Annotated in this window: 16 protein-coding genes; all 16 read right to left on the reverse strand. The window is 72.8% G+C overall.

Annotated features, from left to right (window positions below):
• Window positions 1–64 precede the first annotated feature (64 nt).
• A complete protein-coding gene (locus ABD671_RS08990; protein WP_344732982.1) occupies window positions 65–238 on the reverse strand; it encodes a hypothetical protein in 174 nt (57 codons plus the stop codon).
• Window positions 231–440, reverse strand: a complete 210-nt coding sequence (locus ABD671_RS08995) for a hypothetical protein (RefSeq protein ID WP_344732983.1) — start codon at window positions 438–440, stop codon at window positions 231–233. Before ABD671_RS08995 ends, ABD671_RS08990 begins: the two co-directional genes overlap by 8 nt.
• On the reverse strand, window positions 437–1,321 hold the full coding sequence (locus ABD671_RS09000; RefSeq protein ID WP_344732984.1) for a hypothetical protein: 885 nt from the start codon (window positions 1,319–1,321) through the stop codon (window positions 437–439). Before ABD671_RS09000 ends, ABD671_RS08995 begins: the two co-directional genes overlap by 4 nt.
• Window positions 1,318–1,818 (reverse strand): M23 family metallopeptidase, encoded by a 501-nt coding sequence (locus ABD671_RS09005; protein WP_344732985.1) that lies wholly within the window; start codon window positions 1,816–1,818, stop codon window positions 1,318–1,320. The genes ABD671_RS09000 and ABD671_RS09005 overlap by 4 nt, the downstream gene beginning before the upstream one ends.
• A 307-nt stretch (window positions 1,819–2,125) precedes the next feature.
• Complete coding sequence (locus tag ABD671_RS09010; RefSeq protein ID WP_344732986.1) at window positions 2,126–2,854, reverse strand: hypothetical protein; 729 nt, start codon at window positions 2,852–2,854, stop codon at window positions 2,126–2,128.
• Window positions 2,779–5,427, reverse strand: a complete 2,649-nt coding sequence (locus tag ABD671_RS09015) for a hypothetical protein (protein ID WP_344732987.1) — start codon at window positions 5,425–5,427, stop codon at window positions 2,779–2,781. The genes ABD671_RS09010 and ABD671_RS09015 overlap by 76 nt, the downstream gene beginning before the upstream one ends.
• 55 nt (window positions 5,428–5,482) lie before the next feature.
• Window positions 5,483–5,626, reverse strand: a complete 144-nt coding sequence (locus ABD671_RS09020; protein WP_344732988.1) for a hypothetical protein — start codon at window positions 5,624–5,626, stop codon at window positions 5,483–5,485.
• A 1-nt stretch (window position 5,627) separates the two neighbouring features.
• Window positions 5,628–6,182 (reverse strand): hypothetical protein, encoded by a 555-nt coding sequence (locus ABD671_RS09025; RefSeq protein WP_344732989.1) that lies wholly within the window; start codon window positions 6,180–6,182, stop codon window positions 5,628–5,630.
• 27 nt (window positions 6,183–6,209) lie between these two features.
• Window positions 6,210–7,283 (reverse strand): glycine-rich domain-containing protein, encoded by a 1,074-nt coding sequence (locus tag ABD671_RS09030; protein ID WP_344732990.1) that lies wholly within the window; start codon window positions 7,281–7,283, stop codon window positions 6,210–6,212.
• A gap of 3 nt (window positions 7,284–7,286) precedes the next feature.
• The gene (locus ABD671_RS09035) at window positions 7,287–7,898 is read right to left on the reverse strand and encodes a hypothetical protein (protein WP_344732991.1); all 612 of its coding nucleotides are present in this window, start codon (window positions 7,896–7,898) and stop codon (window positions 7,287–7,289) included.
• Window positions 7,895–9,031: a baseplate J/gp47 family protein gene (locus ABD671_RS09040; RefSeq protein WP_344732992.1), complete on the reverse strand. Its 1,137-nt coding sequence runs from the start codon at window positions 9,029–9,031 to the stop codon at window positions 7,895–7,897. Before ABD671_RS09040 ends, ABD671_RS09035 begins: the two co-directional genes overlap by 4 nt.
• A gap of 46 nt (window positions 9,032–9,077) precedes the next feature.
• Entirely contained in the window at window positions 9,078–9,374 is a 297-nt protein-coding gene (locus tag ABD671_RS09045; protein WP_344732993.1) for a GPW/gp25 family protein, read from the reverse strand.
• A gap of 281 nt (window positions 9,375–9,655) precedes the next feature.
• Window positions 9,656–10,951, reverse strand: coding sequence for a C40 family peptidase (locus tag ABD671_RS09050; protein WP_344732994.1), 1,296 nt, complete (start codon window positions 10,949–10,951; stop codon window positions 9,656–9,658).
• A gap of 6 nt (window positions 10,952–10,957) precedes the next feature.
• Window positions 10,958–11,260, reverse strand: coding sequence for a hypothetical protein (locus tag ABD671_RS09055; protein ID WP_344732995.1), 303 nt, complete (start codon window positions 11,258–11,260; stop codon window positions 10,958–10,960).
• 155 nt (window positions 11,261–11,415) lie between these two features.
• On the reverse strand, window positions 11,416–13,104 hold the full coding sequence (locus tag ABD671_RS09060; protein WP_344732996.1) for a hypothetical protein: 1,689 nt from the start codon (window positions 13,102–13,104) through the stop codon (window positions 11,416–11,418).
• A 284-nt stretch (window positions 13,105–13,388) separates the two neighbouring features.
• Window positions 13,389–13,844, reverse strand: coding sequence for a hypothetical protein (locus ABD671_RS09065; protein WP_344732997.1), 456 nt, complete (start codon window positions 13,842–13,844; stop codon window positions 13,389–13,391).
• Between the last annotated feature and the right edge of the window lie 2 nt (window positions 13,845–13,846).

Here is a 13,846-nt window from a genome sequence, read left to right on the forward strand (position 1 = left end):
CCGCCTCCCGAGCGGGAGACGAGGGCGGATCAAGAGGAGCGAGCGCGGCGAGGAAGGAGCCGCGCTAGCTCCTGCGGTCGAAGTCGACCCGCGACGCCGCGAGGCTTGAGGTGCCGACCGCGTAGGCGGTGAGGGTTGCGCCGAGGTCGTGGGTCTGGACCCACGTCGCCAGGACGGCGGCGAGCACGCCGGAGACGTGGATCCCGAAGCGCACCACGGGGGACAGGGGGTTACGCACGACGAGCACCTCCTCGGGTCCGAGCGGGCAGGGTCGCGGCGGCACGCCGACCCGCGATCCGCCACGTCAGCGCCCACAGGCCGGCCATGGCGCCAGCGCCACCGACGACGCCGGCGATGACCGCCGACGCGACGAGCGCGAACGGTTCGACGAGGAGCCCGCCCCGCTCGTCGTCGAGCGGGTCGCGGATGACGTCGGTCACGGGTGCCACCGGAACGCCCGCCCGTGGGCCTGGTGATCGCCTCCGGACGGCGCGGTCCACCCGCGTCCGGGGTCGAGGCTGATCGTGCGGAAGTCGTCGACCCGGCGCCCGTGCCGCCCGAGCGTCCCGGCCGGAGGCTGGACGAGCCGCAACCCGCCCGGCTGCGAGACGTACAACGGCCACCGGGCGCGCCCGCCGAACCGTTCGTCGAGGTTGTCGTCTCCGCCGGCGAGCACGGCGTCGGCGTGCGGGTGGTGCTCGGCGAGCTCGTGAAGGCGGCGCATCGCCTCAGCGGACACCCGGACCCGGTTCGCGAGGATCGGGGGCCGCTGAACGTGCGTGGGGAGGTGGTAGGAGTACGTGCGGAGCTTGAGCCCGCTCTCCCGGTCGCGGAGGCGGATCGTCGCCGCGTAGGTCGTCGTCCACCGGCGCGACGTCATGGAGTAATAGGTCGAGGGCGACAGCCGGATAGCGCGACACCTCGAGTCGCGGGCCCACCGGGTCGGGTCCCACGCGACCCGCCACTGACCGCGGGGCGCGCACGAGCGCCAGCCCTGCGCGCGGATCATCCGCGTCAGGTCGGCGCCGCCGGCCTCGTTCATCAGGGCGAGGGTGACGCCGCGAGCGCGGAAGCCCTTGAGGATCGGGGCGAGCCGGCGGGCGGGGGTGGTGTAGAGGACGTTCCACGTGACCGCGTCGAACCCGTCGCGCGCGGCCGAGCGCGACGCGTCGCCCATGGCCAGCCGCGACGCGTCGCGCTGACCTGGTGAGACGGCGGACGCGGCGGCGGGCGCGCCGGCGGCCGGGGTCGCGGGCGGGACCGTGACGATTCCGGCCGCGACCACGAGCGCGGCGACCCACCGGACGACGCGGGTCGTCATCGGGCGCCCTTCGGGGTGCGCTTCACGACGACCGGGTCGACGTCGGAGCCGTACCGGCCGCCGGCGGGACGCACCTCGAAGTGGAGGTGCGGGCCGGTCGAGTTCCCCGAGTTCCCGGTCTCTCCGATGATCGTGCCGGGCCGGACGACGTCGCCGACCTTGACGCGGGTCTTCGACAGGTGGCAGTAACCGACGTCGTGACCGGACCGGGCGCGGAGGACGACGACGGTCCCGTAGGCGGAGCCCCACGACCCGCCGGAGGTGGAGACCTGGACGACCTCGCCCCAGACCGTCGAGATCGCGAGGGATCCGATCGGGCAGGCGTGGTCCTCGCCGGTGTGGTGGCCGGCGGCGTAGCTGTCGTTCTTCACGCCGTAGGGGTAGGTGACGGGGAGCGGCTTGAGGGTGCCGGCCTCGACGACCGGTTCGACGGTCTGTCCGTTGCGGCGGGCCTTCGACGCGGCGCGCTCGAGCTTGGTCGGGATGCGTGCGGGCATGGTGGAACTCCTTCGGGCGAGGTGGAGCGGACGAGGTGTCGCGTCCGACGTCGGGCGCGACGCGTCGCGGAGGTCCTCGACGACACGTCGGGACACACCGGCGCGACGCGACACCTCCGGGACAGAGCGGGCGAAGGGGGAGCGGCGGAGCCGTCCGGGTTCCGCGCGACACGGGGCGTGTCGGGGTCCGTGCTGCTGCCCGGACAGCACGGGCAACCGGGGCCCGTGCGCGGAAAGGGAGGGACGGCTCCGCCGCTCCGATCAGGACCGGGACCCCACGGGTCCCGGAGAGGCGACAGGCGGCCTGTCAGCCTTCGTGAGGCGGATCCCCGGGGATCGGGCCGGTCGAGGCGTCCCGGGCCGGGAGAGGCCCGGATTCGGGTCCCGGTGGGGTCGCCTTGACCGCGGTCTCCACCGCGGACCACGCGGACGCCGAGTCGACGTGACCGACGACCCGTTCGATCGCCGCGGTTTCGAGCCGCCCGACCCGTTCGGTCAGGTCCGCGATCGCGGTCGACCCGGCGGCGGACCGCTTGTTGCAGGTGTCGACGTGGTCATCGAGCGTCTCGACCTTCCGGGTCAGGCTGATGATCGCGGCGTCTTGACTCGCGAGCTTCGTGACGGTCGCCGATAGGACCTCGGTGGTCTGGGTGAGGGTGTGGAGCGCGGTCCGGAGGTCGGCGTTCGACTCCTCGACCGCCGCCATACGGACCCCGATCCCGGGGAGCGCGGGGGCGCGTACTTCCCCGGTGATCGTGTCGACGAGCTCGTCGCGGCCGACGAGCGCGTCGCGGACCGCGACGACGTCACGCCGCCACCGGCGCCACCGGGGGAGCCCCCACCGATACCAACCGGCGAGGAGGACGACGAACGCGCCGACGGTCAGCCCGTAGTCGAGCCAATCTTTCGACGGTCCGGTCGGGTCGACGATGACCTCGATCACGCGCGCGTGACCCCCCATCAGAACCACTCTCGGATGATGAGGATCCCCTGGGCGCCGTCGCCGCCCTTGCCGGACGTCGACCCGTTCAGGCACGACCCGCCGCCACCACCACCGGCGCCGTACCGGCCGCCGTTGCCGCCGTTGCCGCCGTTGCCGGTGATCGACGAGGCGCCGCCACCGCCCGAGGAGCCGTAGACCACGGTCCCGAGGGACAGGGTCGGGGCGTCCCCACCTGCGCCGCCAGCGCCACCGGGGGCCGTGCCGCCGCCAGGGGTGGAGCCGTTGAAGCCCCACGAGGCGACACCCGATCCGCCGTTGAACGCCGCCGGGGTAGCCGAGATCCCGCCCCCCGCGCCGCCGCCGGGAGCGGAGAGACCGGATGCGTTCGCTGCGGCGCCACCGACTCCGGCGAGGTTCCCCTGAGCGGACCCGGCAGACAGGAACTGCCCGATGTTCGTCGTCCCGGCGGCGTTCGCTCCGATCTGGCCGCCACGGTTCGAGACCGCGTTCGCGGTCGCATATGCGAGGTAGTCGGTCGAGTTCGTGCCGAACTGGGTCGTTCCGCCCTTGCCGCCGTCGCTTCCGGCGGTGCTCGCCGTCGACACGGCCGCACCGCCGGCGCCTCCGGCGCCGACGGTGCAGGGCACCGACGCCGCGACCACAGAGGCCGGCATCCGACGGAGGAACCCCGCGCCGCCCGCCCCGGCTGCGCCACCGGAGCACGCCGTCCCAGACGCGACGACCGCGCCCGAGCCGCCACCGTTGCCGCCACCGATGCCCTCGACCTCGATGATCTGCGACCGGGCGTCCTTCGTGAAGGTGCCCGACGCGGTCATCACGGTCACCTTGGACCGGGCGCCCGCGTAGCTGACGAGGTAGTAGACCCCGGCCGTACCGGTCGCGGTGACGGTGACGGCGTCCCCCTGGCCGCTGAGGACGACCTGCGCGGCGCCGTCGATCGTGCCCGGCCCTGTCACGACGACCGTGACCGTGTTCGCCGAGGCGTCGGTCTTCTTGATCGTGTAGGTCAGGCCGTTCGATCCGGACGCCGCCGGGAGGGTGATCGTGATCGCCCCGGCTGTCGCGTCGCACAGGTTGATGGGGACGCTTCCCACGCCGAGCGCGGTCGACGTCGTCCGGGTCGTGACGTCGGCGGGGTAGCCGAACACCGGCGCCGTCCCGCCGGTCGACTTGAGCACCGTGCCAGCGGTCCCCGGACCGGCGTACCCGTAGGAGGTGCCCGATGCCGCGTAGGGAACCGCGCCCGCCGACGGGGTCGACGTCGTCCCGGTGCCGCCCTGGTTGACCGCGATCACGGTCGACGTGTCGTTCATGCGGGCGAACGTCATCGCCGTGGTTCCGAGGGTGTCGGTGGAGCGGAAGGTGGTCCGCCGCGCGAACGTCCCGCTCACACCCTCCGACGGGATCACGATCATCCCGGCGCACTTCGCGGCGGTGTCGGCGTCGGGGGTGCGGGTCATCGGCACGGCCGGGCCGTTGAACGTGTAGGGGCCGTTCTCCGCGGCGTTGGTCTGCCCGTAGAGGTTGATCCGGTCGCCGACGTTGCACGCGATCCCGTCGAAGGTCGACGTCCCCGGCGCGGCGACGTTGACGTTGGTGGGGTGGTGGACGCGGACCCGCTTGTAGGGGTGGTTCGGGAGCGCGATCGCCGGGTCGAGGTTCGCGATCAGGGCGGATAGGCCGGCGGCGTCGGCGAGCGCCAGGAGCCCCCGACCGAAGGGGCTCGTCGCGAGACCCGACAGCGCGGACAGGGTCGCGTCGAGAGGCTGCTTCCCGGCGAGCGCGTTCGTGATCGTGGTCGCGAAGTTCGCGTCGTTCCCGAGCGCCGCGGCGAGTTCGACGAGGGTGTCGAGGGCGCCGGGCGCGGCACCGATCAGTGCGTCGATCCGGGCGGTCAGACCGGCCGGGGTCACGACGACGTCGGACGCCGTGCCGGTGACCGTCTGCGCGGTCGTCGCGAACCGGACGACACCGGCGACCGACGTCGACGCCGCCGCCTCCGGGGCGAAGCTGTCCCGGGTGATCTTCGCGAACGCGACCGACCCGTCATCGGCGACGACGGGGACCTTGAACCAATCCGCCTCCGCCTCCGTGCCGACGAGGCCGAGCCACGTCGAGACGAGCGCGAGCCCGAGCGCCGCCCGGAGGTCGTCCGCGTCGATCGTCCCCGGACCGAGGCCGGCGACCGACGTCACCGGCGGACGCGGGGCGATGACCTCAGGGAGCGCCTCGGCGTTGTCCGGGACCGTGTTGAGGTCGAGGGTCGCCGGGACGGTCAACGGCTGGAACGTCTTGTCGATCCGGACGGTCTGCTCGGAGCCGTCGGCGGCGTCCGCCCACCGGAACACACCGACGATCCGGTACGACCACCACTTGACCGGCTCCGCGGTCGCGGCGTCGAGGAACCCGTCCGCGTCGACCGGCGGGACCGCGAACGAGATCCCCACACCCGCCGCCGCCGGCGGGATCGGGAGACCCTTCCGCGGCGTGTCGAACCGAGTCCCGGACGCGACGTGGATCACCGGCCGGTCGATGAACAGACGGACGTCGATGATCGCGCCCGCAGGGACGTCGGTCCGGGGAGCCGCGACCCCGCCGAGGAGGCAGGTCGTCGCGGGGATCCCGACGGGAAGCGTGAACGGCACGAGGCCCTCCTCGGGTGCGGTGTGGACTTGTGGTGGCGGAGCGGCGGGGGATGGGTCAGGTCGGCGGGTTCGCCGCGATCGCGGCGTCGTACTCCGCCGCCGTGATCCATCCGCGGTCACGGACCCCCGCGAGGGTCTCGGCGGTGATCTCGCCCGCCGCGTACCGGTCGAGGTACCGCTTACCGAGTGCGGTCGCCATGTCAGATCAGCCCCTTCTCGATCAGGAGGTCGGTGAGCTCGTCGAGTTGTGCCTGCGTGGTCGGCGGGTCCTCGATCACCGGCTCCGGGGCCGGGGCCTCCCACCCGTCACCGACCCGGGACCAACCCGGGCCGACGGGGGAGTCGTCGTCGAGGTCGACGACCTCGAGGCCGTCCGGCGCCGCGTAGGGCGGCGCGGGGACCATGACGGGGATCAGGGCGACCGCCTGCCGGGTCTCGACGACCGGCCGGGGCTCCGTCGCCGCCTGCTCCCCGAGGATCGGCTCGCCGGTCTCCGGGTCGTGGCCGACGACGACCGTCACCGTCACCGGGTGACCGGCCTCGTCGAGGACCGGGACCTCCTCGAACGTCGGCGCGCCCTGGTCGTCGAGGACCGGGACGGTCTCCATGACCGGGGCGCCGTCGTCGTCGACGGCCGGGACCTGCTCGAACACCGGCCCGTTCTCGTCGTAGAGCGGCACCGGGGGCGGGGTCCCGTCCGGGAGGACGATGACGTTGACGACGAGCCCGTCGTCGTCGATGAGTGCAGCACGCATGGGTCAGGCTCCTTCGGGGGTCGAGGGTCAGAACAGGGTGAAGACGAGGACGAACCCGGCGCCGCCAGCACCACCGGTGCCGCCGGTGGCCGCGGTCGCGGTCGCCTGGTATCCAGCGCCGCCACCGCCACCGCCGCCGCCGAGGGCACCGGCGCCACCGGTGCCGCCGTTCCCGGCGACCGCGCCGCCACCGCCGCCACCGCCGGGGCCGCCGGACCCGACGGACGTCGACGTCGACGCCGCGGCGCCGCCGTTCGACCCGCCAGCCGCGACACCCTTCGCGCCGAACGCGCCCGGGGTGCCCTGCTGACCGGCGCCGCCGGCCTGACCGTCCGCCTGGTTGCCCGAGTTCCCGCCGCGCCCGCCTGCGCCACCGCCGCCGGTGTCCCCGCCGAGCGGGATCACCGTCGGATCCGTGACCGCGACCGCGATCTGAGAGAACCCGCCCGCGCCGCCGTCCGGGGTGCCCGGGTTCGACCGGGTCGTCGCGGCCGAGGACGTGCCGGCCGCGCCGCCGCCGCCGCCCTTCGCGATCGCGTGGGTCCCGAACGACGAGTCGCCGCCCGCGTTCCCCGCCGTCCCCGACACCACGGACGCCGACGACGTCGTCCCGCCCGCCGATCCGGTGCCACCCGACCCGACCGTGACCGTGACCGTCGAGGCGACCGCCGACGCCGCGATGTGCGCGACCGCGACACCACCACCGCCGCCACCGCCACCGCCGTAGGGCGTCGGTCCGCCATTCGCAGCCGCCGCACCACCGCCACCGCCGCCACCACCGGCGACCGCGACCGCGGTCACCGCGATCGCGTTCGTCGGCTTCGTCCACGTCCCCGACGTCGTGAAGACGTCGACCTTCGTCGCCGGCGCGAGGGCCTGCCAGGCCGACCCGGTCCAGTATTCGGCCTGAGAGGTCGTCGTGTTGATGATGACCCGGCCGGTCCACCGCGCGCCACCGGACAGGGCGTCGCGCTGGGTGGTCGTCAGGACCGCCACACCGGGCGCGTTCTCGATCCACGTCGCAAGCTGCGAGAGCCATGACGGGGTGTTGTTCGGGTCGCTGCTGACCGGGTAGGGGACACCCTTCGTCGTGGTCGCCATGTCCTAGACCTCCGTGCCTGTCTCGGGTAGGTGGTTGATCGCGTCGGAGTAGTTCGGGAACGCCGTCGCCTCCGCCGCGAACGTCGGACCGTGGAGGTTCGTGAGGTGCGAGTACGTGACCCCGGCGCGCTGCTCGGTGGTCAGGACGATCCCGATGGGGCGTTGGGTCTCCGCTGCTGCGGTCACGTCCGCGAGGGTCTTCCCCGCGGCGAGTTCGGCGGTGAACACCATCACCCGGAGCCGCCAGGGCGACCCGTCCCGCTCGAACAGGGTCACCCGCTTGTTCCCGACGAGGAGGGGCGTGATCGCCGCCGTCATCGCCGCCGGGGTGCCGCGCTTCCACGCGGACCGCTGACGGATGTAGGCGACCGCCTCCGCGTTCGTCAGGCCCGGCGGGACGACCGTCCCGATCACCTGACCGAGCCACGCCGGATCCGTGGTCACGTCGAGGTCGAAGAACCGCGCCCACGGGTCGGACCCGAACGGGGTCAGGAGGTTGTCGGTGTCCTCGATCGGCGCCGTCAGCGCCGTCACGAGGTCCTCGAGGAGCGGGCCGGCCGCCGTGCGGTACGCCTCCCCGAGCGCCGCGACGACGCGCTGAGAGAACGACGTCACGACGTCACGGTCCCCGTGATCGTCGACCCCGACCCGATCGGCGCTGGGAGCGCCGCCGCACCGGTCAGGGTCACGTCAGCGGTCCCACCGTTGAGGGACAGCGCCGACAGGAACGACACGCCGTCGACCGACCCGATCACCCGGGCGAGGTCGAGGTAACGGACCGTCGGCGATGAGACCCACGCCTTGTCATCGGACGCCGTCCGCCCCCACTCGAGGAGCCACGCCGTCACCGCATCGGTGACCGCGGTCGCGACCGTCGCCGGGACCGCGTCCGCCTCAGCGGTCGCCGTGTAGGTGATCGTGAGGTTGGTGTAGGTCGGGGTCCCGACGTAGAAGTTGAAGTTCACTTCGCGGACCGCGGCGAGCGCCGCGAGGACCGCGTTCGCGACCGGCGTCGTCACCGGCTGGTTCGCCGTCGTGATCGGGAACACCGTCACCGCCCGCTCCTCGACGGCCGGCGCGGTCGCCGGGTTGTAGAGGTCGAGCGCGAGGCACCGGTCCACGCCGGCCACACCGCGCGCGAGGAGCGCGACGTCGGAGGCACGGACACCGCCGGGGCGGAGGGTCGAGGTGTAGGCGAGGAGCCGGTCGAGGTAATCGGTGATCGGCTCCGCGTCGACGCCGCCTGTCGACGCGGCGGTCGCGACGGCGGACACCGCGGTCGCGGTCGCCGTCGTGATCGTCACCGCCCCGGCGGGGACACCGTTCCCGATCGTCCCCGACGTCGCCGCCGTCATCGTGACCGCGACCGTCGTCCCGGTCGACGTCACCGGCGCCGTCAGCGTGAACGACACCGGGACACCGTCGGGGTTCGTCCCGAGCACGGAGAACCCGGCGGGGAGGACCGCGCCCGCACCGGTCACGGTCACCGTGACCGCGATCGACGCCGGCGCGTCCTGGACCGTTGCGATCCCGAACACCGTCTCGCCGAAACCGGCGACCGCGTAGTTGATCGCCTCGACCGCGAGCGCGTTCGTGGCCGCGGTCTCCCGGCCGATCTCCTCGGCGAGCGCGACCTCCGGGGCGCCCTCGTCGGCGACCCATCCCGGCATGTTGTCGGCCATGCCGTCGAGGATCCGCGTCGTCACGGCGTCCGGATCGGTCTCGATGCTCGGCGGGGTGTAGGGCATGGCAGAACCTCCCGGGATCGGGTCGAACTAGGGACAGGGGAGCGAGCTAGGCGAGGGCGACGGTCGCGGTCTGCTCGCCGCGCGCGTTCGTCACCGACACCGCGACCGCGACCGCATCCGCACGCGGCTCCCACGCGCTGACCGTCTGCGCGATCGTGTCGACGTCCGCGCCACGCCCGAGCGGATCCGGGAGCCCGTACCCCGGCACACACCGCCGGTCACCGACCGGGGTCGCGAGGAGGATCCCCACCGACTGACCGATCTCAGCGTCGGAGTCCTGCGCCAGCGCGGCGAGCGGGCCCGACGCGGTGACCGCGAACGGGAACGCGAGGTGACGAGGCATCAACCCCACCCCCTACCTAGATCGGAACGGATCAGGAGTCGACGGCCGCGATCCACGGACCGTCATCGGTGAACACGAGGAGCACGACCGAACCGACCGCCGGCGACGGACCAAGACACGGACCGACCGGCGAGTCCGTCGAGGTCCCCAACGGCGACGCCCACGCCCCCGTCGGGTCGACCTTCACGACCCGCGCCGTCACCGGCCCCCGCGCGAACCGGCCCGGCGTGTCACCGACGAGCCGACCGAACGTCTCGTTCACACCCACGACCGGCCCCCCTTCAGAGCCACAGAGCCGCCGACGTCCACGACCGGCTGGCCGCGTTGCCGAACACACCGACCCCGTAGGCGGTCCCCATCGCTTCGATCGTCGACCCGTTCCCGAGACTGATCGCCACGTGGTTCGAGTCGCCCTCCCCGATCCGGAACAGGAGCGCCCCACGGGTGCGGAGCGCCGTCGCGACCGGGATCGACTTCCCTGCCTTCGCACACGCCGCGGCCTGCGACGCCGACGGCTTCGCGAGGGTCTTCCCCGCCGCCCTCGTCGCCCACTGCACAAGCCCCGAACAGTCGAACGCGTCCGGCCCCGAAGCCCCGTAGACGTAGGGCTTCCCGGCCTGCGCGAGCGCCGCCTGAACCATCTTCTCCCGAGCACCCGACCCGGGGATCCCAGACGCCCCCGCCGACGTCGGCAGATAGTCCCGGACCCCAAGGTCGCCGGTCGCGATCCGCTCCGGCTCGTCGAGCTCGTGCCGCTTCCGCCGAAGGACCACCGTCGCCCGACGCCGCGACAGGGGACGCGTGTAGGACCAGACGAGCCACTTCCCCGACGCCGGCCCCATCGCATCCGAGGCCCGCGCCACCGACCCCGGCGGGAACGCCCACCGGGTCGCGTCAACGATCAGGGTCGCCTCGCTCATGCGCTTCCCGACGTCGAGGTCGAAGTCGAACGATTCGACCGGGTTCGCGTCATCACCCGGGACCGGTTCGGTCACCACCACCGGCTCGGTGTCCCGCTCGAGGAGCCACGCATCCGGACCCTCGATCAACCGGCGGCCGTCGGAGAACCGCCGCCAGTTCCGCGCCGCCGCGAGATCGCCGAGGAGATCCCACGAGTTCTCCGTCTCGCCGTGCTTCGACCGGGTCACCTGGGAATGAACCTTCTCGGAGTCCGAGTCGTCCACGATCACCGGGACGTCGGCCTCCGCGGCGAGCTTCTCCACGATCGCCGCCCGCGTCAGCGTGTCCGCCGGGAACGACGTCTCGCTCGTCCGCCGGCGGAGCGCCGCGACGATGCCGTCCTCGAACGTCAGCGTGATCGTCCGCCCCGACTTCGACACCCGCACGAGCTCGAACCGGCGGCCCGCGACGTCGCACCACGCACGACGCCGGAGCCACTTGTCCGAGATCAACCGGTCGTCAGCGTCCCGGATCGGGACCGTCACCGTCGCCGCACCGTCCATCGTGAGGGCGAGCGTCGGCGGGTCCGTGATCGCGTTCGTCAGGTCAAGCCACGGACGACCGTCGCCGCGCTTCACGATCAGGTCACCGATCAGGAGGTCAGCGTCCAGAGCCACCGCCGATCACCGCCCCGCCTTCGACTTCGACGCCGGCCCACGCACCACCGACGCCTCGACGTACTGCCGGAACGTCACCGTCACCCGCTGCTGAACCCGCTCCCGTGCGGCGTTCCGGATGAGGAGACCGTCCTCCTCGCGCACCGCTTCGTTGATGACCCACACCAGATTCCGACCGAAGGGAAGCGCGTCCCCACCGATCGACACCCGCACCGGGTCCCGGCCACCGGCACGCGGAAGCCCCCACGACAGGAACGTCCGCAGGTCCGACTCGATCGACGACCGTCCGTCCCCGAGCACGAGCGGCACCGTCCACACGAGCGCTGGCGTCCCAACCCACTCCGACGCCTCAGAACGCCGCGACCGCGCCACCGCCTCCCACCCGCCGACACCACCGGAGAGCGACCCCGGCCCCGACTGACGGAACCGGATCACCGACCCGCCAGAGGCCGGAGAGACGACGATCATCGGCGCGCCTCCTGGTCCTTGAGTTCCGCGACCACGAGATCCGTGAGGACCTTCCCGTCCGGCAGGACGAGGGTCGCCGACAGGTGCGTCGGGCCACGCCCACCGCCGGCCGCGACCCGCCCGGCGGCGTGCGGAGACACCCGACGTGGAGCCGCCGGAACCCGAGGACGACGGCCACCCTTCGACGGACGATCCGGCGGGATCGGGGCAGGCATCAACCCGCCGAACAACCCACCCGAGGAGAGCCCGATCAGGGTGTCGATCGTCTGCGCCGCCTGCGCCGCCTGGTACTCGAGCGCCGACAGCTTCCGGTTGGCCGGCGAGGTGTCGACGTCGATCGTGATTCCGGACGTCCGCCGAAGCGTGAAGCCGAGTTGATCGGCCATGTCCTTCGTCTTCACGAACTCGCCGCGCGCCTTCGCCGCCGACGTCGCCGCCCGGTCGAGCGCCGCCTGATCCATCGCGCCACGCATCGGGTCGTTGTTCGCGAGCGCGTTGTCCCGCTGGCGGTTGGTCAACCAATCCGGCTTAGGGATCCGGCTGACGTACTCGTTGCCGACGTAAACGCCGATCGCTGCGCCGGCCGCCGCGCCCGCCAGGACCGCGCCGCCGGTGCCGGTCGCCAGAGCCGCCGCGCCCCGACCCGCGAGCCCCTTCCCGGCGGCACCGCCGAGACCACCGAACCCCTCGTTCACCACGTAGACCGGGGTCGCGCCGCCGTACTTCGACAGCGCCGAGGCGACCGCCTTCCCGGCGCCGAGCTTCCGCCCGATCAACGCTCCGCCAGCGCCGAGCGCGAGACCGGTCTTCACCCACTCCGGCGCATCGTTGAACGCGCCGATGAGGTCCCGCGCGTAGGGCGCCGCCTTCTCGAGGGCGTTCGCGGTCGTCGACAGCCCGGACCCGATCGCCGGGATGACCTCCTCGGCGACCGGCCGCGCGGCCTTCACGAACCGTCGGATTGCCGGGACGCCCTGTTTGTCGAAGACGTCGAGGTAATGCTCGATCGCGGGGACGCCCTGCTTGAGGAACGCCCGCTCGGCGCGGTCGAGGAGCGGGAGGAGCGAGGTCCCTAGCTGCTCCTGAATGTTGCCCCACGCGACGGACACCTTGTCGCCCATCGTGGCCTGCGCCTCGGCGGTCCCACCGAACTGCGTCCGGAGCTCGCGGAGGATGACCTTCTGGGCGTCGAGGGTGCGGCCCGACTCGACGAGGGTCTTGATCTGGGCCTTCTGCTGCTCGGTGAACTGGACGCCCGCCTTGCTGAGGGCCGTGATCCCCTTGACCGGGTCGTTGAGCGCCTTCCCGACCTGGATCGCCGCCGACTTGAGGTCGAGACCCTCGTTCGTGCCAGCCATGCCCGCGGCGTAGTCGGTGACCACGCGGGTCGCCTGACTGAAGATCTTGTTACCGCGCCCCTGCTCGTTGCGGATCTTGGTGAACGTGAGGAGGAGGTTTTGCCCCGACTGGACCGCCTCGTCGTCGACGCCAGCCTTCCGACTGATCGCCGCCGCGAGGTTCTCGATCTCCTTCGTGGTGATCCCGGCTTGATGCCCGGTCGACTTGAGCCGGGCCTCGGTGACCTTCCCGACCCGCTCCGCCTCCCGGGCCTCGTCGATCGACGACGACAGCGCACGCCCGACACCGAACACGGCGGCGCCGGTCGCGAGCGCCGCACCCCGCACCGACAGGAGCGAGGACCGCACCGACCCGAACGCACCCACCGCCGCGCCGCGGCCGTCGACGACGAACCGGAGACCGACCTTCTCCTCAGCCATGACCGATCACCCGCCCGTCGTGTGCTGCTGGTCGCGGAGGGCCGCGGCCCGGTGGAGGATCGCGGTCGCGATCGCCAGGTCTGCCGGCGAGAGCGCGATGAACGCGAGCGGGTCGGCGACCCCGAGGTTGAGGGCGTGCGCGGCGAGGTCGATCGCCGGATCCGGCGCGCCGCCCCGATCGGGGTCGCCGATCAGTTTCCCTGGAAGACCTCGTCAGCCTCGGCGATCGTGAACCCCGACCACACTTGAAGCCGCTTCGCCGCCGCCGACACGTCGCCGTCGGTGAGGTAGAGACCCCGCACCGCCTCGGCGCCGGTCTTCGCGGTGATCCCGAGCGCCTCGGCGACACCGTCCGCGAACGTCGGCGCATTCGCCGGCGGCTCGGAGGAGTCGTCACCGTCGGGCCGCGTCCACACCGCGACGCATCCCATCGCGAGGAGCGTCGCGTCGTGGTTGACCTGCGCGTCCGGGTCCTCAGAACCACCGAACGCCTCGACCGCGCGGAGGAGTTCAGCCGACGTCACCGGCCGGAACCGCACCACCACACCGGGAAGGCGGCGGACCGGGAGGTCGAGGTAGAGCTTCGCGAGTGCCGCGTCACGGCGTGCCCGAAGGTCGGCGAGGAGGGAACCGGGGGCGGCGGGCATAC

This window comes from Nocardioides fonticola (assembly GCF_039536805.1).
GTDB classification, from domain to species: domain Bacteria; phylum Actinomycetota; class Actinomycetes; order Propionibacteriales; family Nocardioidaceae; genus Nocardioides; species Nocardioides fonticola.

Coding starts and splice junctions, on each gene's coding strand:
- ABD671_RS09000 (WP_344732984.1), bottom strand. CDS start 1,321: ATGACGACCCGCGTCGTCCGGTGGGTCGCCGCGCTCGTGGTCGCGGCC.
- ABD671_RS09005 (WP_344732985.1), bottom strand. CDS start 1,818: ATGCCCGCACGCATCCCGACCAAGCTCGAGCGCGCCGCGTCGAAGGCC.
- ABD671_RS09020 (WP_344732988.1), bottom strand. CDS start 5,626: ATGGCGACCGCACTCGGTAAGCGGTACCTCGACCGGTACGCGGCGGGC.
- ABD671_RS09025 (WP_344732989.1), bottom strand. CDS start 6,182: ATGCGTGCTGCACTCATCGACGACGACGGGCTCGTCGTCAACGTCATC.
- ABD671_RS09030 (WP_344732990.1), bottom strand. CDS start 7,283: ATGGCGACCACGACGAAGGGTGTCCCCTACCCGGTCAGCAGCGACCCG.
- ABD671_RS09040 (WP_344732992.1), bottom strand. CDS start 9,031: ATGCCCTACACCCCGCCGAGCATCGAGACCGATCCGGACGCCGTGACG.
- ABD671_RS09045 (WP_344732993.1), bottom strand. CDS start 9,374: ATGCCTCGTCACCTCGCGTTCCCGTTCGCGGTCACCGCGTCGGGCCCG.
- ABD671_RS09065 (WP_344732997.1), bottom strand. CDS start 13,844: ATGCCCGCCGCCCCCGGTTCCCTCCTCGCCGACCTTCGGGCACGCCGT.